Source organism: Herbaspirillum sp. 1173 (assembly GCF_031455335.1).
Classification (GTDB): Bacteria; Pseudomonadota; Gammaproteobacteria; order Burkholderiales; family Burkholderiaceae_D; genus Herbaspirillum; species Herbaspirillum huttiense.
The window spans coordinates 30,146-51,027 of sequence record NZ_JAVDSP010000001.1; the positions used below are offsets into that span (position 1 = coordinate 30,146).

Annotated in this window: 18 protein-coding genes; 12 read left to right on the forward strand and 6 right to left on the reverse strand. The window is 63.0% G+C overall.

The features are described 5' to 3' along the window. Positions 1-178 precede the first annotated feature (178 nt). From rluC to J2X56_RS00155, 4 genes are all read left to right on the forward strand, one after another. Positions 179-1,246 carry a 23S rRNA pseudouridine(955/2504/2580) synthase RluC gene (rluC, locus tag J2X56_RS00140; RefSeq protein ID WP_088754288.1) on the forward strand — a complete coding sequence of 356 codons (1,068 nt, stop codon included), beginning with the start codon at positions 179-181 and terminating at the stop codon, positions 1,244-1,246. A 125-nt stretch (positions 1,247-1,371) separates the two neighbouring features. Next, positions 1,372-2,031 carry an HAD-IIIA family hydrolase gene (locus J2X56_RS00145; protein WP_034331648.1) on the forward strand — a complete coding sequence of 220 codons (660 nt, stop codon included), beginning with the start codon at positions 1,372-1,374 and terminating at the stop codon, positions 2,029-2,031. 11 nt (positions 2,032-2,042) lie between these two features. Further along, on the forward strand, positions 2,043-2,417 hold the full coding sequence (locus J2X56_RS00150; protein ID WP_134135173.1) for a Rieske (2Fe-2S) protein: 375 nt from the start codon (positions 2,043-2,045) through the stop codon (positions 2,415-2,417). A 51-nt stretch (positions 2,418-2,468) separates the two neighbouring features. Next, positions 2,469-3,527: a S49 family peptidase gene (locus J2X56_RS00155; protein ID WP_034332211.1), complete on the forward strand. Its 1,059-nt coding sequence runs from the start codon at positions 2,469-2,471 to the stop codon at positions 3,525-3,527. A 67-nt stretch (positions 3,528-3,594) separates the two neighbouring features. On the opposite strand, the gene J2X56_RS00160 is transcribed toward J2X56_RS00155, so the two are convergent. Beyond that, complete coding sequence (locus J2X56_RS00160; RefSeq protein ID WP_310157114.1) at positions 3,595-4,359, reverse strand: SAM-dependent methyltransferase; 765 nt, start codon at positions 4,357-4,359, stop codon at positions 3,595-3,597. Positions 4,360-4,561: 202 nt separating this feature from the next. Between J2X56_RS00160 and J2X56_RS00165 the strand changes: the two genes are divergently transcribed. Further along, entirely contained in the window at positions 4,562-6,019 is a 1,458-nt protein-coding gene (locus J2X56_RS00165) for a Ppx/GppA phosphatase family protein (protein ID WP_310157117.1), read from the forward strand. A 296-nt stretch (positions 6,020-6,315) separates the two neighbouring features. Continuing rightward, entirely contained in the window at positions 6,316-7,350 is a 1,035-nt protein-coding gene (locus tag J2X56_RS00170) for an extracellular solute-binding protein (RefSeq protein WP_134135179.1), read from the forward strand. A gap of 100 nt (positions 7,351-7,450) precedes the next feature. Here the strand turns inward: J2X56_RS00170 and J2X56_RS00175 are convergent, their stop codons facing one another. Continuing rightward, positions 7,451-8,605 carry a GNAT family N-acetyltransferase gene (locus J2X56_RS00175; RefSeq protein WP_227022619.1) on the reverse strand — a complete coding sequence of 385 codons (1,155 nt, stop codon included), beginning with the start codon at positions 8,603-8,605 and terminating at the stop codon, positions 7,451-7,453. Between the two features lie 120 nt (positions 8,606-8,725). On the opposite strand from J2X56_RS00175, the gene J2X56_RS00180 reads away from it, so the two are divergent. From J2X56_RS00180 to J2X56_RS00195, 4 genes are all read left to right on the forward strand, one after another. After that, positions 8,726-10,783, forward strand: coding sequence for an NAD(+) synthase (locus J2X56_RS00180; RefSeq protein ID WP_134135182.1), 2,058 nt, complete (start codon positions 8,726-8,728; stop codon positions 10,781-10,783). A gap of 180 nt (positions 10,784-10,963) precedes the next feature. Then, entirely contained in the window at positions 10,964-11,302 is a 339-nt protein-coding gene (locus J2X56_RS00185) for a P-II family nitrogen regulator (RefSeq protein WP_006463535.1), read from the forward strand. 263 nt (positions 11,303-11,565) lie between these two features. Beyond that, a complete protein-coding gene (gene adh / locus J2X56_RS00190; RefSeq protein WP_121039464.1) occupies positions 11,566-13,086 on the forward strand; it encodes an aldehyde dehydrogenase in 1,521 nt (506 codons plus the stop codon). Between the two features lie 112 nt (positions 13,087-13,198). Further along, entirely contained in the window at positions 13,199-13,579 is a 381-nt protein-coding gene (locus tag J2X56_RS00195; RefSeq protein WP_034340949.1) for a DUF779 domain-containing protein, read from the forward strand. On the opposite strand, the gene J2X56_RS00200 is transcribed toward J2X56_RS00195, so the two are convergent. Beyond that, entirely contained in the window at positions 13,560-15,584 is a 2,025-nt protein-coding gene (locus J2X56_RS00200) for a sigma-54-dependent Fis family transcriptional regulator (protein WP_310157128.1), read from the reverse strand. The two genes, J2X56_RS00195 and J2X56_RS00200, sit on opposite strands and share 20 nt — an antisense overlap. 187 nt (positions 15,585-15,771) lie before the next feature. Between J2X56_RS00200 and J2X56_RS00205 the strand changes: the two genes are divergently transcribed. Together J2X56_RS00205 and J2X56_RS00210 are read left to right on the forward strand one after the other, a co-directional pair. After that, positions 15,772-17,034: a PA0069 family radical SAM protein gene (locus tag J2X56_RS00205; RefSeq protein WP_134135184.1), complete on the forward strand. Its 1,263-nt coding sequence runs from the start codon at positions 15,772-15,774 to the stop codon at positions 17,032-17,034. Between the two features lie 58 nt (positions 17,035-17,092). Then, positions 17,093-18,418: a leucine-rich repeat-containing protein kinase family protein gene (locus tag J2X56_RS00210; protein ID WP_310157137.1), complete on the forward strand. Its 1,326-nt coding sequence runs from the start codon at positions 17,093-17,095 to the stop codon at positions 18,416-18,418. Positions 18,419-18,426: 8 nt separating this feature from the next. Here J2X56_RS00210 and J2X56_RS00215 read toward each other — a convergent pair whose 3' ends face one another. The 3 genes from J2X56_RS00215 to trxB all read right to left on the reverse strand — a co-directional run bounded on the left by J2X56_RS00215 (position 18,427) and on the right by trxB (position 20,587). Next, on the reverse strand, positions 18,427-19,080 hold the full coding sequence (locus tag J2X56_RS00215) for a Smr/MutS family protein (protein WP_199725016.1): 654 nt from the start codon (positions 19,078-19,080) through the stop codon (positions 18,427-18,429). A 67-nt stretch (positions 19,081-19,147) separates the two neighbouring features. Further along, positions 19,148-19,489: an I78 family peptidase inhibitor gene (locus J2X56_RS00220; protein WP_209569133.1), complete on the reverse strand. Its 342-nt coding sequence runs from the start codon at positions 19,487-19,489 to the stop codon at positions 19,148-19,150. A 144-nt stretch (positions 19,490-19,633) separates the two neighbouring features. Continuing rightward, entirely contained in the window at positions 19,634-20,587 is a 954-nt protein-coding gene (gene trxB, locus J2X56_RS00225; protein ID WP_034331799.1) for a thioredoxin-disulfide reductase, read from the reverse strand. Between the last annotated feature and the right edge of the window lie 295 nt (positions 20,588-20,882).

Genomic DNA, 20,882 nt, shown 5'->3' on the forward strand with positions numbered 1-20,882 from the left:
TGTCAACCGTTGCAGCGCTTTTATTGCGTCTGCGATGCCGCGCGTCGTGGTTTTCGGGGCCCCCTCCGTCTATTTTGCAAATGAGCGAGGCTGACGAAGTCTCCTCTTGTGTAGAATGTTCCTTTTTATTCTACTGACGCTGATTTTTTGTTCAGCGTCGAACGATTATATATTCAAAATGAAGGACTTAGCGAGATTTTCTAGGGGGGCTTCTGAAAGCGCCGCAACCGCGCCTGCCTCCCGGAGCGAAGCCGCCTCGCAGAACCTTCCCCAGGTGCAGTTGCTGACCATTTCCGACGAAGAAGCCGGGCAGCGGATTGACAATTTCCTGCTGCGTATCTGCAAGGGTGTTCCCAAGAGCCATATCTACCGTGTCCTGCGTTCGGGCGAGGTGCGCGTCAACAAGGGCCGCATCGACCAGACCTATCGACTGGCCGAAGGGGACGTGGTGCGCGTGCCGCCAATACGAGTTGCCGAGAAACAAGAACAGGTGGTCCCGGGCGCGGAATTCCGCATCCTGCTGGAAGACAGCCACATGCTGGTCATCGACAAGCCGGCCGGCGTGGCCGTGCACGGCGGCTCGGGCGTGAGTTATGGCGTGATCGAACAGCTGCGTGCGGCGCGGCCGCAGGCCAAGTTCCTGGAACTGGTGCACCGCCTGGACCGCGATACCTCGGGCGTGCTGCTGATCGCCAAGAAGCGTTCGGCCCTGACCAACCTGCACGACCAGATGCGCGAAGGCACCACCGACAAGCGGTATTTCACCCTGGTGCAGGGCGACTGGAAGAATGCCCGCCAGCACGTGAAGTTGCCGCTCTTCAAGTACAGCACCCCGGACGGCGAGCGCCGCGTGCGGGTGCAGGCCGATGGCCAGCCTTCGCACACCATCTTTTCGCTCTTGCGCCGCTTCGGTGAATTTGCCCTGCTGGAAGCTGAACTGAAAACCGGCCGCACCCATCAGATCCGGGTGCACCTGTCGTCCAGCGGTTTCCCCATCGTGGGCGATGACAAGTACGGCGATTTCACCCTCAACAAGTCGCTGCAGAAGGCCGATGGCAATCGCGTGGCCTTCAAGCGCATGTTCCTGCATGCCTGGCGCATCAGTTTTCGCCATCCGGAAAGCGGCGAGACAGTCACCCTCAAGGCCGGCCTGCCCGAGGAATGCGCGCGCTTCCTGCGCAGCCTCGAAGGCGGCGCCGAGGGCGACCTGCTGCCCCACAACATGCTGGCCGGAACCGAAGAGTGAAGGGATGCGCGCAGACGGCCGGGATGTGATACTTTCTGCCCGGCATTAACAGAAACGCATGCTCATCTGGCAATTGCCACAATGGCAACCGAGTCGGAAGCATGCCAGCGGAAAGAGCTCAGCACATGGCAAGAAAGCAATTCGACCTGATCGTCTTCGACTGGGACGGCACCCTGATGGACAGCACCTCGACCATCGTGCGCTGCATCCAGGCGGCCGCGCGCGACCTGGGGCTGCCCATTCCCGACAAGAGCGCGGCCTCCTACGTGATCGGCCTGGGCTTGCAGGACGCGATGCAGGCCGCCATTCCGGATGTGGACCCGAAGTACTATCCACGCATCGTGGAGCGCTATCGCCATCACTATCTCGGGCAGGACAAGGACCTCACGCTCTTCGAGGGCGTGCCCGAGATGCTGGCCGACCTGTCGCAGCAGGGCTATTTCCTGGCCGTGGCCACCGGCAAGAGCCGGGTGGGGCTGAACCGGGCCATGAACAGTACCGGCCTGCTCTCCAAGTTCGATGCCACGCGCTGCGCCGATGAAACCTTCTCCAAGCCGCATCCGGCCATGCTGCAGGAACTGACCCGCGAACTGGGCCAGGACATGCACCGTACCGTCATGATCGGCGACACCACCCACGACCTGCAGATGGCCATCAACGCCGGAGCCAAGGGGGTGGCGGTGGAGTTCGGCGCGCATCCGCCGCAGCAGCTGCAGACTTTGGCGCCTCTTTATTCAGCCCGCTCCATCCGCGAGCTGCATCAATGGCTCAATGACCACGCCTGAAGCGGCTTGCCATGACGACGCCTGAAGAAATCTTCATTTGCCCCTCAAGCGCCCTCCAGGAAGGCGGCCTGGGCAAGCGCTTCCCGGTGCAGGTACACGGGGATGAGACCACCGGCTTCGTGGTGCGCTACGGCGGCGTGGTGTATGGCTACCTGAATCGTTGCGCCCATGTGCCCGTCGAACTGGATTGGGCCGAGGGCGAATTCTTTGAATCCAGCGGCCTGTATCTCATGTGCGCAACACATGGCGCGGTTTATGCGCCCGATACCGGAAAATGCGCAGGCGGACCTTGTACCGGTGCGCATTTGCGTAAGATCATGGCGGTGGAACGCGACGGCCAGGTGTTCTGGCGTCCGGATGACATCGTCCAGCCCGTCGAGGCATGAGCTTCGCGGAAAAAACCAGTGCAGCGCGATGGCGCTGCCCAGAGTGAGCCTATGAGCAACAACGAATCTGACAACCCGCAAGACCGCCCCCCTCAGTCTTCTTCGTCTTCCCCGGCCTCCCCGCCGCCTGCTGCACCGTCTTCTTCCATCCCCGCCAGCGTGCGCGAGGACAAGAAGAGCGGGTGGGAGCGCGACGTCCTGGAAAAGCTGGCCCTGTTCGCCGTCAAGGAGCAGCGCGCCCGCCGCCGCTGGGGCATCTTCTTCCGCATCGCCATCCTGGTGGTGATCGTGCTGGGCGGCTGGATGGCCTTCACCTACAACAAGATCGAGAGCGAGCCGCTGGGCACCCATACTGCCCTGGTCGAGATTCGCGGCACCATCGAATCCGAAGGGCAGGGCTCGGCCGGCGTGGTCATTCCGGCGCTCGACAAAGCCTTTGCGGCCAGCGACTCGGTGGGCGTGATCCTGAAGATCAACAGCCCCGGCGGCAGCCCCGTGCAGGCCGGCATGATCAACGACGAGATCACCCGCCTGCGCAAGGCCTATCCCAAGAAGCCGATCTATGTGGTGGTGGAAGAGATGTGCGCTTCCGGCGGCTATTACATCGCGGTGGCGGCCGACAAGATCTACGTCAACAAGGCCAGCCTGATCGGTTCGGTGGGCGTGCTGATGGATGGTTTCGGCTTCACCGGCCTGATGGACAAGCTGGGCGTGGAGCGCCGCCTGCTGACGGCGGGCGAGAACAAGAGCTTCCTCGACCCCTTCAGCCCGCAAAGCCCCAAGCAGCGTGAATATGCGCAATCGATGCTGCAGGAGATCCACCAGCAGTTCATCGAAGTGGTGCGCCAGGGTCGTGGCACGCGCCTGAAGGAAACGCCGGATACCTTCTCGGGCCTGGTGTGGACCGGCTCCAAGGCCGTCGAACTGGGTCTGGCCGATGGCTATGGCACGGTCGACAGCGTGGCGCGCGATGTGATCAAGGCCGAAGATGTAGTCGATTACACCCAGACAGAGAATCTCTCCGAACGCGTGCTCAAGAAATTCGGTGTGGCCTTCGGTGCGGGCTTTGCCAAGACCCTGATGTCGGCACCATTGTCGCAGTTGCGCTGAGCGACTCCGCAGCATCCAAGCAAAAGGCCGGTTGCTGATGCAACCGGCCTTTGTTTTTTTGTGATGCCTATTCCGCCAGCAGCAGGAACACCGTCGGCTTCTTGTGGAAGTCCGGCGCCTTGTTGGCAGCCAGCGCCGCCTTCCATTGCGTGGCGGTCTGCGTGCGTACCGTTTCGGTGGGCAGCGAAAGATCGGTCGCCACACAGATCAGCGTGCCCGGCTGGCAGGACTGCGCCAGCGCTTCCAGCATGGCACCGTTGCGATAGGGCGTTTCGATCAGCAGCTGGGTCTGCTTCTCCTTGCGGGAACGATCCTCCAGCTGGCGGATGCGCTTGCTGCGCGCCTCGGCGTCGGTGGGCAGGTAGCCGTTGAAGGCGAAGCTCTGGCCGTTCAGGCCGCTGGCCATCACCGCCAGCAACAGGGACGACGGCCCGACCAGCGGCCGCACCTGGATGCCGTGCTGATGCGCCAGGCGCACCAGGTTGGCACCGGGGTCGGCTACGGCCGGCACACCGGCTTCCGAGATCAGACCACCGTCGCGGCCTTCCAGCAGCGGTGCCAGCAAGGCGGGCAGGGCGGCGGAAGGCGTGTTGACGTTCAGTTCGCTGATCTGGATTTCCTGGATGGGCTTGGCCAGTGCGGTGCTGCTGCCCAGAAGCTTGAGGAAGGCGCGTGTGGTCTTGGCGTTCTCGGCCACGAAATAATCCAGGCGCGCCGCGATGGCCTGCACCTGGCGCGGGATGATGGACTCCAGCGGATGCAATGCGTCAGTGTCGGCGGGAAGCTCGGTCGTTCCCAGCGTGTTGGGAACCAGGTAAAGAATGCCGGGCATGGAAGGGAAAATGGGATAAATTGTATAAAATAATATGTGCAACGCAGCACGACTTCGCTGAGCCGCCATTCTACAGGGTGCAAGCTGTCATCAAAGTGTAATGCGCGGCCATTATCTTGTCGGCTGGGAGACAGGATGCGGTTTAAATTATTTAGCAATTGCTGCGTGCCGCCCGGCCCGGAGCCTTTGCGAAAGGAAATGCATGTTTGCTGCGGTAGATCTCGGTTCCAACAGTTTTCGCTTGCACATCGGCAAGTACGAGGACGACAGCATACGCGTCATCAAGAGCGCGCGTGACCCCATCCGCCTGGCGGCGGGCATCGACAAGAGCGGCAACCTCACGCCGCAGGCCTGTCAGAGCGCCATCGATTCGCTGACCCGTTTTCGCTCCGTCCTGCGCGACTATCCGCTGACCGCCGTGCGGGTGGTGGCCACCAATACCTTGCGCGTGGCCAGGAATGCCGCCGAGTTGTTGCCGGAACTGGAGCGCGCCATCGGTTATCCGGTCGAGATCATTTCCGGCGAGGAAGAAGGGCGCCTGATCTACATGGGGGTGGCCGGCGTACTCGCTGATGCGGGCGAAGAACGCATGGTCATCGACATCGGCGGTGGTTCCACCGAAGTCATCCGTGGCTTGGGCGAACATATCCGCCACGTTGAATCCTTCGGCATCGGTACCGTCAACCAGAGCCTGGCCTTCTTCCCCGATGGGGCGATCACGGCAGCGGCCTTCGAGCGGGCCATCATCTCTGCGCGTTCGCATGTGGAAGATGCGGTGCACCTGTTCAGCTTCGACGCGGCCGCCGTCAATGTCTATGGATCGTCCGGCACCATGCGGGCCATCGCCGATACCATCCGCCGCAACAACATGGGCGATGGCCGCGTCACGCTGCCCAGCCTGGCCGACCTGATGCAGCGCCTGATCGATTTCGGTCACGTCAGCCAGATTTCACTCGATGGCATGAAGCCGGACCGTGCCGGCGTCATCATGGGTGGGCTCGCCGTGCTGATCGGTTTCATGCAGGAGTTCGGCATCGAGGTGATCACGCCGGTGGAAGCCGGCCTGCGCATGGGTGTGATGTGGGACCTGCAGTTGCGCGCCACCAAGGCCGATCGCCGCGACCGTTCGGTGGAAGAATTTGCTCGCCGCTTCCACGTCGATGCGGCACGCGCCCATGGCGTGGCCGATACGGCGCTGGGCTTTTTCGAGAGTTTGAAACCGGCCACTGATTCGTATGTGCGCTATCTCTACTGGAGCGCGTTGCTGCACGAGACCGGCCTGGTGGTCTCGCCGACCGGATATCACAAGCATTCGGCCTACATGATCGCCAATGCCGACTTGCCCGGTTTCACCACGCGCGAGCAGCGCCTGATGAGCACGCTCATCCTCGGGCAAAAGGGCAACCTCAAGAAGATCAGCGAGATGCTGGCCGATGTCGATTTCGCCAAGGCAGTGTTGGCCTTGCGGCTGGCGGTGATGTTCCGCCATGCGCACATCACGCTGGACCTGGAGAAGGTGCGGGTCAAGCTCAAGAGCCGCATCGACCTGGAGATCCGCCGCGATTACATCAAGGAGCATCCGAGCATTTCCTTCTGGTTCCAGAAGGAGCAGGAATGGTGGGCCGGCATCGGTGTGGACTTTGCGGTCAAGGTCATCTGATTTCTTCACTTCGTCTCCGAAACGCCCTTGCCGAGCGGCTGCCGGCAAGGGCGTTTTTCATGGCGGCCTGCGCGATGTGCATACGCGCAGATGATAATGCTTCTTGTTTGTGATATAGTCGCCAGCGGTCTATGAACCGCACTGCCATGGCGTTAGCGCCATGCGCCCACAACGAGGTGATCCCGAGATCGCCCACTGCGACAGCCAAGTCCGATATCCCGGGACCGCCTTCCGCGCCAAAAGAAAACGCCGTTTCCACGACGGCGGTCGTTCACTCTTTTTGAAAAGGATGGTCCATGTTCCACCGTCAACTCGCCGTCGGCGCCGTGCTGGCTGCCATTGCCGCTTCCAGCTTCGCGCAGGAGAAGGTCATCAATCTCTATTCGGCGCGCCACTACCAGACTGACGAAGCGCTCTACGCCGATTTCACCAAGGCCACCGGCATCAAGATCAACCGGGTCGACGGTGACGATGCAGGCATTCTCGCGCGCTTGAAGAGTGAAGGCGCTTCCAGCCCGGCCGACGTGATCCTGCTGGTGGATGCGGCCCGCCTGTGGAAGGCGCAGAGCGAGGGTCTGTTCCAGCCGGTCAAGTCCAAGCTGCTCGATGAGCGCATCCCTGCCAACCTGCACAGCAAGGAAGGCAGCGACGGTACGCAGTGGTTCGGTTTCTCCACCCGTGCCCGCGTGATCGTCTACAACAAGGCCAGCGTGAAGCCGGAAGACGTGGATACCTATGAAGCCCTGGGCGACCCGAAGAACAAGGGCAAGCTGTGTACCCGCAGCGGTTCGCACCCTTACAACGTGTCGCTGTTCGGCGCATTGCTGGAACATGACGGCGCGGCCAAGACCGAAGCCATTCTGAAGGGCATGGTCGCCAACCAGGCGCGCCAGCCGGTCGGTGGCGATACCGACCAGATCAAGGCGGTCGGTTCGGGTGAGTGCGGCGTGGCCATTTCCAATTCCTATTACGTGGCGCGCCTGCTGCGTTCCACCAAGCCGGAAGATGTGGCGCTGATGGAAAAGGTTGGCATTGTCTGGCCCAACCAGAAGAGCTACGGTGCGCACGTCAACATCGCCGGGGGCGGTGTGGCCAAGAACGCGCCGCACAAGGCTGAAGCTGTGCAGTTCCTGGAGTACCTGGCCAGCGATTCGGCGCAGCGCTATTTTGCTGAAGGCAACAATGAATGGCCGGCCGTCAAGAGCGTAAAGACCGAGAACCCGGCACTGGTGAAGATGGGCCCGTTCAAGGCCGAAGTCATCAATGTGGGTGCGGTCGGTGCCAACCAGCAGAAGGTGTTGCAGATGCTGGATCGCGTGGGCTATAAATAATTAAAAGGATTTAAACGATTTAAATCGTTTATATTTTTTGATGAGGCCGGTCCGTGTGATGCGCGGGCCGGTTTTTTTATGTCTGCGAGAGGAGGGCGAATCAGCGCGGCGCATCCCGGAAAGGATTGTGCTCATTCAGCTCCGAGATATAGCCATCGATGCCATTGCTTTCACGCGACAGGAAATGTTCCACCGCATCATAGAACCCCGGATGCGCCAGCCAGTGCGCCGACCAGGTCTTCTGCGGCAGGAAGCCGCGCGCCATCTTGTGCTCGCCCTGGGCGCCGCCTTCGAACCAGGTGATCTTCTCGGCGATGCAGAATTCCAGCGGCTGGTAATACGCGGTCTCGAAATGCAGGCAGGGCAAGTGTTCCAGCGCGCCCCAGTAGCGGCCGTAGAGCGTGTCGGCGTCATACACCGTCAGCGAGGAAGCGATCGGCTCATCCCCCCGCAGCGCCACCGTCAGCAGCAGGTGCTGCGGCATGGTTTCACCGATGCGGCGGAAGAAATCCAGGTTCAGGTAAGGCGTGGAATAGTGCGCCGCATAGGTATGCCGATAGCAGCGGTTGAAGAAGCGCCAGTGCGCCTCCGTGATCTCGGCCCCGCGCAGCCAGACGAAGCGCACGCCTTGCTCGGCCACCTTGCGCCGTTCGGCCAGGATGTTCTTGCGCTTCTTGCGGTCCAGCGTATCGACGAATTCCGAAAAATTGCCATACCCTTCATTGTGCCAATGGAACTGCACGCCGCTGCGCAGCAGGTATCCCGCGTCAGCCAGCTGCTGCGCCTGTTCCGGCGGGGGATAGAGGATATGCGTGGAGGAAACTTCATTTCGCTCCTGCAGCGCCCGTAGTGCGGCCACCAGCGCGCCGCGTGCTGTCTCATCGACAGCCATCAGGCGCGCACCGCGCACCGGCGTGAAGGGGATGGCCGAGAGCAGCTTGGGGTAGTACTCCACGCCATGCCGCTGGTAAGCCTCGGCCCAGGCCCAGTCGAAGACGTATTCGCCATACGAGTGAAACTTGCGGTACAGGGGCAGGGCGGCCACCAGTTGCTCCTGCTGGCCCTCGCCCTGCCACAGCGTCAGGTAATGCGGCTCCCAGCCGGACTCGGGACTGGCGCTGCCGCTCTCATGCAGCGCATGCAGGAAGGCATAAGAAAGGAAGGGATTGCCCTCGGCCTGGGCGGCCACCAGCGCATCCCAGCGGGCCGGGCCGATCTCGGCCAGAGAAGAAACGATTCGCGTGCGATAATCCATGGACTGCGAGTGACCTGCGAAAGTTGGCGCGGCCCTCGGCCCCGCTGGAACAGGCATTCTACGCAAAATGAACAGAACGCGTCGCCGCCATGGCGAAGAGCACGGAGTCCAACACACGCTATGCCTAGCCCCTTCTTCAATCTCTACAACCACGGTTTCGCCCGCGTCGCCGTAGCGGTGCCGGACTGCAAGGTGGCCGATCCCGGCTTCAACGCCGAGCGCACCATCGCCCTGGCCGAACAGGCCGCCGCCCGTGGCGCGGCCCTGGTGTCCTTCCCCGAACTGGGCCTGTCGGCCTACAGCTGCGAAGACCTGTTCCAGCAGCGCGCCTTGCTGGAGGCTTCCCTGCAGGCCCTGCAATCGGTGCTGCAAGCTTCCCTGCGCATCGCCCCGGCACTCATCGTCGGCCTGCCGCTGAAGGTCGATCACCAGCTCTACAACTGCGCGGTGGTCGTGCATGCCGGCCGCATCCTGGGCGTGGTGCCCAAGAGCTACCTGCCCAACTACAGCGAATTCTACGAAGCGCGCCAGTTCAGCAGCGCCGATTGCGCCGTCACCCGCCGCACCCGCCTGCTGGGCCAGGACGTGGACTTCGGCAGCCATCTGCTGTTCGAGATCGGCAATATCCCTGACTTCCGTTTCCATATCGAGATCTGCGAAGACGTCTGGGTGCCGATCCCGCCGTCTTCCTTCGCCGCGCTGGCCGGTGCCACCGTGCTGGTGAACCTGTCGGCCTCCAACATCGTGGTCGGCAAGTCGGGCTACCGCCATCAGCTGGTGTCGCAGCAATCGGCGCGCTGCCTGGCGGCCTATCTGTATTCGTCGGCGGGCAATGGTGAATCCACCACCGACCTGGCCTGGGATGGCCAGGCCCTGATCTGCGAGAACGGTGAACTGCTGGCCGAGTCCGAGCGCTTCGCCGAAGGCGGTCACGTCATCTATGCCGACATCGACCTGGAGCGCCTCTCGCGTGAACGCTTCCACCAGACCACGTTTGGGCAGTCCGTGCGCCGCCATGCGGAGGAAGTGCGCCGCTTTGAAGTGGTGCGCTTCGACGTGCAGGTGCCGCTGGACCAGGATTTGCCGCTGCAGCGCCGGGTCGCGCGCTTCCCCTATGTGCCGGCCAACGCCGAACAGCGCGAACTGCGCTGCCGCGAGGTCTATAACATCCAGGTGCAGGCCCTGGTGCAGCGCCTGTCGTCCTCCAACATCAAGAAGGTCGTCATCGGTGTCTCCGGCGGTCTCGATTCGACCCATGCGCTGCTGGTCTGCGCCAAGGCCATGGACAAGCTGGGCCTGCCGCGCGCCAACATCCTGGCCTATACCATGCCGGGCTTCGCCACCAGCAGCCGCACGCTGGTGCAGGCGCATCAGCTGATGGCGCAAGTGGGGTGTTCGGCGCAGGAGATCGATATCCGTCCCAGCTGCGAACAGATGCTGAAGGATCTGGATCACCCGTATTCACGCGGCGAGCCGGTCTATGACATCACCTTCGAGAACGTGCAGGCCGGCGAGCGCACCAATCACCTGTTCCGCCTGGCCAATCATCACGGTGCCATCGTCATCGGGACCGGCGACCTGTCCGAACTGGCGCTGGGCTGGTGCACCTACGGCGTGGGCGACCACATGTCGCATTACAACGTCAACGCCAGCGTACCCAAGACCCTCATCACCCACCTGGTGCGCTGGGTGGCGGAATCCGGTTCGCTGGAACTGAAGCAGCCGGAAGTGCTGATCCACATCCTCGAAACCGAAATCAGTCCGGAACTGGTGCCGGGCGCCTCCGACGGCGAACCGGGCCAGCGCACGCAGGATTTCATCGGCCCTTACGAGCTGCAGGATTTCAATCTCTACTACATCTTGCGCTATGGCTTCACGCCGGCGAAGGTGGCCTTCCTGGCGCACAGCGCCTGGCAGGACCGCAGCATCGGCCACTGGCCCGATGGCCTGCACGGGGCGCGCAACCAGTACACCTTGCCGCAGATCAAGAAAAACCTGGGCATTTTCGTCTATCGGTTCTTCAAGACCAGCCAGTTCAAGCGCTCCTGCGTGCCCAATGCCCCCAAGGTCGGTTCGGGCGGCTCGCTCTCGCCGCGTGGCGACTGGCGCGCACCCAGCGATGGCGAGGCCACCGTCTGGCTGCAGGATCTGGAGCGCATTCCCGATCTGGAGACCTGAAAAACGGCTTTTTATGGCCCGGCTGGCTCAAGAAGGTTGAAAGCCGGGCACGCCTGATTGACAATGTGCAAGTGGGCAGGACGCCACGGTCTTGCCAGTAAAATAAGAACAAAGGTTGTATCCGCTATTCAATAGATCGTTGAGATCGTTTCTTTACGACATACCAAGAGAGGAATTGCCATGAAACAAGTGACCGCCATCATCAAACCGTTCAAGCTGGACGAGGTGCGTGAATCCCTCGCCGAAGTCGGCGTCACGGGCCTGACGGTCACCGAAGTGAAGGGCTTCGGACGGCAGAAGGGCCACACCGAACTCTATCGCGGTGCCGAATACGTGGTCGACTTCCTGCCCAAGGTCAAGATCGAGGTCGTGGTGGACGACAAGGTGGTCGAGCAGGCCGTGGACGCCATCATCAAGGCCGCCCGCACCGGCAAGATCGGCGACGGCAAGATCTTCGTGCAGGAAGTGGAGCAGGTGATCCGTATCCGTACCGGCGAAACCGGCCCGGATGCCGTCTGATCCACAGATCTCCGCGCATTGCGAAAAACCGGCCACTGGCCGGTTTTTTTACGTCCTCAGAAAAGCGCTCAGGGTGTGGCAGGCTGTTGCTGCACGCTGTCCCAGGCTGCGCCAGATTGACACAGCGTGACACTGGCGCTGGCGCAAGAGCCGCTTGCAGAGCGGGTTTGCAGGCTGGCATGCGATTTGCCATCTTGAGGGGTGAACGTCCGCTGCGGCCATGATCGCGGCGGGATTTCAACCATAACCCGAACGGAGACGACATGAACCTGGCAGACATCAGCAAACTCGGCGTACGCGATCCCTTCAAGCAACGTTACGACAACTTCATCGGTGGCAAATTCGTGCCGCCGGTCAAGGGCGAATACTTCGAGAACATCAGCCCGGTGATCGGCCGCGCCTTCTGTGAAGTGGCGCGTTCCAGCGCCGAAGACGTGGAACTGGCGCTGGACGCCGCCCACGCCGCCAAGAAGAGCTGGGGCAAGACTTCCCCCGCCGAGCGCGCCAACGTGCTGCTCAAGATCGCCGACCGCATGGAAGCCAACCTGGAATTGCTGGCCACCGCCGAAACCCTGGACAACGGCAAGCCCATCCGCGAAACCATGGCCGCCGACATCCCGTTGGCCATCGACCACTTCCGCTATTTCGCCGCCGCCGTGCGCACTCAGGAAGGCAGCATCTGCACCATCGACAGCGACACCTACGCCTATCACTTCCATGAACCGCTGGGCGTGGTCGGCCAGATCATCCCGTGGAACTTCCCCATCCTGATGGCGGTGTGGAAGCTCGCTCCGGCGCTGGCCGCCGGCAACTGCGTGGTCCTGAAACCGGCCGAGCAGACGCCGGCTTCCATCATGGTCCTGATCGAACTGATCGCCGACCTGATCCCGCCGGGCGTGGTCAACATCGTGCAGGGCTTCGGTGTGGAAGCCGGCAAGCCGCTGGCCTCCAACAAGCGCATCGCCAAGATCGCCTTCACCGGCGAGACCACTACCGGCCGCCTGATCATGCAGTACGCCTCGCAGAACCTGATCCCGGTGACCCTGGAGCTGGGCGGCAAGTCGCCCAACATCTTCTTCGCCGACGTGCTGGACAAGGACGACGAATTCTTCGACAAGGCCCTGGAAGGCTTCGCCATGTTTGCGCTGAACCAGGGCGAGGTCTGCACCTGCCCCTCGCGCGTGCTGGTGCAGGAATCGATCTATGAGCGTTTCATCGAACGTGCCTTGAAGCGCGTGGCCGCCATCAAACAGGGCAACCCGCTGGACAAGAGCACCATGATCGGCGCGCAGGCCTCGCAGGAGCAGTTGGAAAAAATCCTCTCCTACATCGACATCGGCAAGCAGGAAGGCGCCAAGGTGCTGGCCGGCGGCGGACGTGAAGAACTCGGCGGCGACCTGGCCACCGGTTACTACGTCAAGCCGACCGTCTTCCAGGGCAACAACAAGATGCGCATCTTCCAGGAAGAAATCTTCGGCCCCGTGGTGTCGGTGACCACCTTCAAGGATGAGGAAGAAGCCCTGGCCATCGCCAATGACACCTTGTACGGCCTGGGTGCTGGCCTGTGGACCCGCGATGGCACCCGTGCCTTCCGCATGGGCCGCGAAATCCAGGCCGGCCGCGTGTGGACCAACTGCTATCACCTGTATCCGGCGCATGCGGCCTTCGGTGGCTACAAGCAATCCGGCATCGGCCGCGAGAACCACAAGATGATGCTGGATCACTACCAGCAGACCAAGAACCTGCTGGTCAGCTACAGCCCCAAGGCGCTGGGCTTCTTCTGATCACGTAATTTCGTTTGACTCCTTGCAGCAAGGCAGCTTCGGCACCGGTCCGCAACTCGCGCGGCCGGTGCCGCTTTTATTGGCAGATCCAGACTCAACAGGAGAGCGGCGAATGAATGCATTGCCCAGGGTGACGGCCACCGAGGCCACGGTGGAGTTGCTGCGCCAGTTGAAGGCGCGGCATGGCGAGCTGATCTTTTTTCAATCCGGTGGCTGCTGCGATGGCAGTGCGCCGATGTGCTATCCCGCCGGCGACTTCACGCTGGGCGATACCGACGTGCATCTCGGGGAGATCGATGGCGTGCCGTTCTACATCGGCGCCGACCAGTTCGAATACTGGAAACACACGCAACTGATCATCGACGTGGTCAGCGGCAACGGCGGCATGTTCTCGCTGGAGAACGGCAGCGGCAAGCGCTTCCTGACGCGCTCGCGGCTCTTTACCGATGAGGAATACGACGCGCTTGCCCCGCTCAGTGCCCGCGTGACTTGAAGCGGCGATAGAGCGTATTGCGCGACACCCCCAGCGCCTTGGCGGCGGCGCTGACGTTGCCGTCATGGGTGCGCAGGGCGCGTTCGATGGCGGCCCATTCGCTGTCGTGCATGGAGAGCGGCTTTTCGTCCGTTTCTTCATGCGCTGCCGGGGCCGGCATGCCGCAAGCCGCCTGCAGCGGCGCTGCCTCGTCCAGAAAGTCATCTGGCAGGTGTTCCACCCCTATCCAGGCCTCGCCATCGGCCATGGCCAGGGCGGTGCGGATCAGGTTGGACAGTTGCCGCAGGTTGCCCGGCCAGCGGCTGGATTGCAGCAACGCCAGGGCCTGGGCATCGAAGCGCGGCGCGTGACGGCCGCCTTCCTGTTCCAGGATGCGGTCGATCAGGGCGCCCAGGTCGCTGCGCTCGCGCAAGGCGGGCAGTTTTACCGGCAAGCCATTGATGCGGTAGTACAGGTCTTCACGGAAGGCATGGCGCGCCGCCATTTCTCGCAACGGCTGGTTGGTGGCGCATACCAGAGCGAAGTCCACCGGAATCACGCGCTGGCTGCCCAGCGGCGTCACCGCGCGTTCCTGCAGCACGCGCAGCAGGCGGCCCTGCAGGGCCAGCGGCATGTCGCCGATTTCATCGAGGAAGAGAGTGCCGCCCTGGGCTTGCGCGATCTTGCCCAGTGCGCCTTTGCGGCGGGCGCCGGTGAAGGCGCCGTCTTCATAACCGAAGAGTTCGGCCTCGATCAGGTTCTCGGGAATGGCCGAGCAATTCACGGCCACGAAGGGCGCGGCGCCGCCCCGGGTTTGCGTGGTGTGGAAGCGCGCGCTTTCGCGGTGGATGGCCTGGGCCAGCCACTCCTTGCCGGTGCCGGTTTCGCCGGTGATGAGGACCGGGATGTCGCGGTCGATCACCTTGCGCAACTTGGCGATGATGGCGCTCATGCGGGCGTCCCCGGTATCGAGGGCTTGCAGTCCGCCGCGCGGCTGGCCCGGATGGGGGCGCACAGGTGGGGCCGGACGAGCAGATGGGCTGGCGGGCAGTACTTCCGGTGCCTCGGTCACGGCTTCCCGCGCATTCTGGAAATGCTGGTCGCGCAGCCGCAGTTCGGCGCGGCCATGGATGCGGATGCCGTTGTGCAGGCACAGCTCCAGCAAGCCCGAGGCGGCCTTGCGATGGTGTTCGAACAGCAGCGACAGCGGCACCCCGAAGAGCGACGCAAAGGTATGCGACTGCAGCGCCGCGAGTGTCAGCCCCAGCTGGAACTGCGCACTGCGGTTGGCCGCCAGGAAACGCCCGCCGGGCGTGAAGCTGACGATGCCTTCGACCAGCGTACCCACGAATTCGGCGCGGCTGTGGAAGTGCAGGGTGATGCAATCGGGGAAGCTGCCGGCCAGCAGGTGGTTTTCAATCATCTGCGCCGACATGCGGACCAGCGCCATGGTGTGCTTGTGGAAGCTGCCGCATTCGCCCGAGACATCCAGCACTCCCAGCACCTGGCCGCGATGGTCGAAGATGGGGGCTGCCGAACAGGTCAGAAAGCGGTTGGCATCCAGATAGTGCTGCTGGGCGTGCACGGTAGTGGGCTTCTGCTCGAAGAGGGCCGTGCCGATGGCATTGGTGCCGCGCAATTGTTCGGACCAGCGTCCACCGGGCCCGAGGGACACACGGTCGGCCTTGGCCAGGAAATCGCTGTCGCCCAGCGTATGCAGGATGGTGCCTTCGGCGTCCGAGAGGATGACCATGCTGTGGGTATTGCGGATCTGGTCGTAGAGGGTTTCCATGACCGGGCGGGCATGGCCGGAGAGGGCCTGGTTGGCTTCCAGCGTCTGGGCCAGGTCGGCGCGCGAGAGTGAATCCAGGTCGGGCCGCTGGCCGCGCGTGATGCCGTAGGACGAGCTGCGCTGGTGCGAGCGTTCGATGGCCTGCAGATCCGGCACGCCATCGGCGCTGGCCTGCACCAGGGGCGAAGCGCCCAGCAATGCACCGGCACCGGGCCGGTTTGCCTGGTATTGCATCCTTGTCTCCTTGGGACCTCTGGCGGTCCTTGTTCCCCCTTGTGTCGGCTTTCTTCTCTGATGGGAAGCTGAGGGTGAACAAGCATAACCGATTAATGTGGCAGCCGGACAAATTGAAACAGCATTTGCAGCGCATCCGAAGTGAAGGCAAAATACTGTATATAAATACAGTATTGATGAGCTTTACGTGGCTTCCTTCCCTAAATTTCCGCAGGGCATTGCCCGGCCTTTTCCAGAGCAGCCGACCCGGTCGGCCGCCTCCGGCGAGGACGACGCGACCCTGACGCCAGAAACCTTCATCCATCGCGATCAGACCGCCCAGAAGGGCCGGGGCGCGGTGACCAACCTGCGTGGGCGCTATGAATCGGTGGCGCGGGAAGAGTTCGACGATGGCTGGCAGGCCGTCCATTTTGCCGAGGCCGGGCCGCAGGCGGCAGAGAGTACCGAGGAGGATGAGCCACCCCGCCTGAAGACCATCGTCACCGAGGAAGACGCCCGATCCATCATCACCCGCAACAGCTCGCCGGATTTGCCGTTTTCGCTTTCGCTCAATCCCTACCGGGGCTGCGAGCACGGCTGCATTTACTGCTTCGCGCGGCCTTCTCACAGCTATTTGGGCCTGTCCCCGGGGCTGGATTTCGAAAGCCGGCTGGTGGCCAAGCGCAATGCCCCCGAGGTGCTGCTGCGCGAACTGGCCAAGCCGTCCTATGAACCCGACACCATCACGGTGGGCATCAATACCGACGCCTACCAGCCCATCGAGCGCGAACGCCAGCTGACCCGGCGCATCCTGCAGATCCTGCACGATTGCGAGAATCCGGTGGCGCTCATCACCAAGTCCTCGCTGGTCGAGCGCGATATCGATTTGCTGGCCCCGATGGCGGCCAAGGGGCAGGCCATTGTTGCGGTGACGATCACCACGCTGGATGCGGCCATCGCGCGCACGCTGGAACCACGCGCGGCCAGCCCGGCGCGGCGATTGCGGGTGATCCGCACGCTGGCCGAGGCGGGCATTCCGGTGAGCGTGTCGATTGCGCCGGTGATTCCCTTCGTCACCGAACCGGACCTGGAACGCGTCATGGAAGCGGCCGTGGAGGCCGGGGCGCGCCAGGCGGGCTACATCGTGCTGCGGCTGCCCTGGGAAGTCAGCCCGCTGTTTCGCCAATGGCTGCAGGCGCATTTCCCCGACCGTGCGGCACGGGTGATGAACCGCATCCAGGACATGCGTGGCGGCAAGGATTACGACGCCGATTTCGCCACCCGCATGCGCGGCACCGGCGTCTGGGCCGATTTGCTGCACCAGCGCTTCGAGAAGGCCAGCCGGCGCCTGGGCATCGATCATCGCAATCGGGCTTTTGCCACCCTGGATGCCAGCCGCTTCAAGCGGCCCATGGTGGTGCCGGCGGGGCAGGGGCGCCCGGCGGGCGATGCCCAGCTGGATTTGTTCTGAGGCAGACGGCCGGCGGCTGGTAAGATCCGCGTTTTAGTCCGTTTCTTCACTTCTTTGCATGCACACTCTGGAACAACTGCGCAGCGGCGCGCTGGAAGGCATTACCCGCCTGTCTCTCTCGTGCGGCCTGCGCGAATTCCCGCCAGAAATCTTCACCCTGGCTGAAACCCTTGAGATTCTGGACCTCAGCGGCAACGAACTGACCGCCTTGCCCGACGACCTGCCGCGTTTGCACCGGCTGCGCATCGTCTTCTGTTCCGACAATCCCTTCACCGAATTGCCCGCCGTACTGGGCCGCTGCCCGTCGCTGGAGATGATCGGTTTCAAGGCCAACCGGATCGAGCATGTACCTGCCGAATCGCTGCCACCCACGCTGCGCTGGCTGGTGCTGACCGACAACTGCATCGAACAGCTGCCATCGAGCATCGGGCAGTGCCTGCGCCTGCAGAAGCTGATGCTGGCTGGCAACCGCCTGCGCGCGCTGCCGCCGGAACTGGCGGCCTGCCGCAACCTGGAACTGCTGCGCCTGTCGGCCAATGCGCTGGAGGCGTTTCCGCATTGGCTGCTGACGCTGCCGCGCCTGAGCTGGCTGGCCATGGCGGGCAATCCCTGGTGTGAAGCGGTGGAAGAATCTGCGGATTGCAATGCGCAAGTCGCGGCCATCGACTGGGATGATCTGGCCTTGGGCGAAAAGCTGGGGGAAGGCGCCTCCGGTGTGATCCACGCTGCCCGCTGGACCGTGGAAGACAGGTCGCAGCCTGTGGCGGTGAAGCTCTTCAAGGGCGCGGTCACCAGCGATGGCCTGCCCGAGCGCGAGATGGCGGCCTGCATCATGGCCGGTAGCCATCGCGGTCTCATTCCCGTGCTGGGGCGCTTGCAAGGTCATCCGCAAGCGGTGCAAGGACTGGTGATGCCGCTGATCGATCCCGATTTCAAGGTACTGGCCGGTCCGCCCAGCCTGCAATCCTGTACGCGCGATGTGTATGCGCAAGGCTTCACGCTCGCCTGGCGTCAAGTGATCGCCATCGCACGCGATATCGCCTCGGCAGCCGCCCACCTGCATGCGCAGGGCATCGTGCATGGCGACCTCTACGGTCACAACATCCTGCATCGGGATGGCGAAGCCCTGCTCGGCGATTTCGGCGCGGCCTGGTTCTACGATGTCCAACAGCCGCATGCCTGGGGCGTGCAGGCCATGGAAGTGCGGGCCTATGGCTGTCTGCTGGAAGAGTTGCTGGCGCATGCCCAGCCGGAAGATGAATCCGGCAAGAAGCAGCGTGCGGCCCTGGCCGGGGTGCGCCAGGCTTGCCTGAGCGCCGATGCTGCCGCCCGGCCGCATTTCGAGGCCATCGTGGCCATGCTGGACAATCTGACTGCGGACTGAAGCGGCGTTCAGACCCGTTCGCTCGAACGCAGCAGCACCACCAGCGCGCCCGCACCGCCATCGGCTGCGCGCGCCTGGCAGAAGGCCATCACTTCATCCTTCTGCGCCAGCCAGTTGCGGACCTTGTGCTTGAGCACGGGCTCCTTGTTCACCGAACCGAGTCCCTTGCCGTGGATCACCCGCACGCAGCGCAGGCCGCGGCGGCGTGACTGGCGCAAGAATTCACCCAAGGCCTCACGCGCCTGGTCGCGGCGATAGCCGTGCAGGTCCAGCTGGGCCTGGATCACCCAGTTGCCGCGCCGCAGCTTGCTCAAGACATCCATGCCCACGCCGGGGCGGGCGAAACTGAGGTTTTCGTCGCTGTCCATGAGCGTGTCGACGGTGAACTCGTCGGAGAGCGACTCCAGCAGCGCGGCCTGTTCATCGGCCAGGTGCTGGCGGGGAATGGGGAGGGGAGGTTCCGGCAGGTAATGGGCCTTGTCGACCACTTCCGGGCGCAAGGGCGCCACCTGGCCTATGCTGTTGCGGAAGATGTTGGCTTCCTCGCGGGCTGCCGCTTCCTGGCGCTGGCGCTCGGCCAAGGCCAGTGCGCGCGCTTTTTCCTGTTCCTGCAGATCGCGGCGCAATCCCTGGAGCGCCGAGAAATCCTTCATTGTCGCCATGACAGCCACCCAACCCTGTAGCGGTTTGTTCCCTAAGTGACTACTTTAGCAGAAGCAGGCGAGCTCTTCAGCCGCAGGCCACCTTGATGATCACCAGGCCCGGATCGACGTGCAGATTGAGGCGGCGCGGGTTGAAGTCCATGGTGGCGGCGTCGTCCGGCTTGAGCACGCGGATGTCGGTGGCACCGGATTCGGCCAGTGCCTGGCGCTCCACGTAGCCGCTGTAGTTTTCGCCGATCAGGTGATCGGCACGCGAGGCATCGCATTGGCCGGCCGTGGCGTCGGCCACCGGGGTTTCGCGGGAAGCACTGCAGGCGACCAGCACGGCACCCAGGCTCATGGTGGCCAGCACGGCCTTGAGCACCGGCGAGCGGCGACCGTCGCGGGAAGGGGATGAGTAATAGGGCACGATGCTTTCCTCGGTCTTGATGATTCTGATATGGGATTGCTCGAGTGAAACAAAAAAGCCGGGACGACAACTCGTCACCGGCTTTTGGAGTGCCCGTTGCGTTGCGAGTTCTCGCAGCGCAGCATTTTACATCTCTTTACCTGCTTATTCGAGGCCTTCCAGATAGCGTTGTGCATCCAGTGCTGCCATGCAACCCGTACCGGCGCTGGTGATGGCCTGGCGGTAGATGTGATCCTGCACGTCGCCGGCGGCGAAGACGCCGTCGATGCTGGTGGCGGTGGCAAAGCCTTCGGTGCCGGTGCGGGTCTTGAGGTAGCCGTTCTGCATCTCCAGCTGGCCGTCGAAGATGCTGGTGTTGGGCTTGTGGCCGATGGCGATGAACAGGCCGTGCACCGGGATCTCGGTGATGGCGCCGTCCTGGGTCGACTTGATCTTGATGCCGGTCACGCCGCTGTCGTCGCCGACCACTTCATCCAGGGTGGAATGCCACTGGATGGCGATCTTGCCTTCGGTGACCTTGTGCAGCAGGCGGTCGATCAGGATGGGCTCGGCGCGGAACTTGTCGCGGCGGTGCACGATGGTGACCTTGCTGGCGATGTTGGAGAGGTACAGCGCTTCTTCCACGGCGGTGTTGCCGCCGCCGACCACGGCCACTTCCTTGCCGCGGTAGAAGAAACCGTCACAGGTGGCGCAAGCCGACACGCCACGGCCCATGAAGGCCTGTTCCGAGGGCAGGCCCAGGTATTGGGCCGAGGCGCCGGTGGCGATGATCAGGGCATCGGCCGTGTACTCGCCGCTGTCGCCGATCAGGCGGAACGGGCGCTCGGAGAGCTTGGTGGTGTGGATGTGATCGAAGATGATCTCGGTATTGAAACGCTCGGCGTGCTGCAGCAGGCGCTGCATCAGTTCCGGGCCTTGCACGCCCAGCGGGTCGCCGGGCCAGTTCTCGACGTCGGTGGTGGTCATCAGCTGGCCGCCTTGCTCCACGCCGGTGATCAGCACCGGGTTCAGGTTGGCGCGCGCGGCATAGACGGCGGCGCTATAGCCGGCGGGGCCGGAGCCGAGAATCAGGACCTTGGCATGTTTGGGCGTGCTCATAAGCTACTCATCAAATGTTGTGGGATCGCTTCTGCAAATGAGGCGACTCCCGGGGATTTCAATTCCCGGCCGGTCAGGCAGTTCAGCCAGACCGGCCGGCACAAGCGGGGCGGTTGCCAGCGCACAAGTTTGCGGTTTGCCGCGCTGCAAAACGGGTAAGATTATAGTCCATGCCCTCAACGGGGCTCATGGAATTACGCTATGCCGGTGATAGCCGCCGGCGTGGCAGACAGTAGCAGCAACGCTGTCGAAAATATGAACAAAATGACAGCACCCCCAGAACGATAGCGGTCAA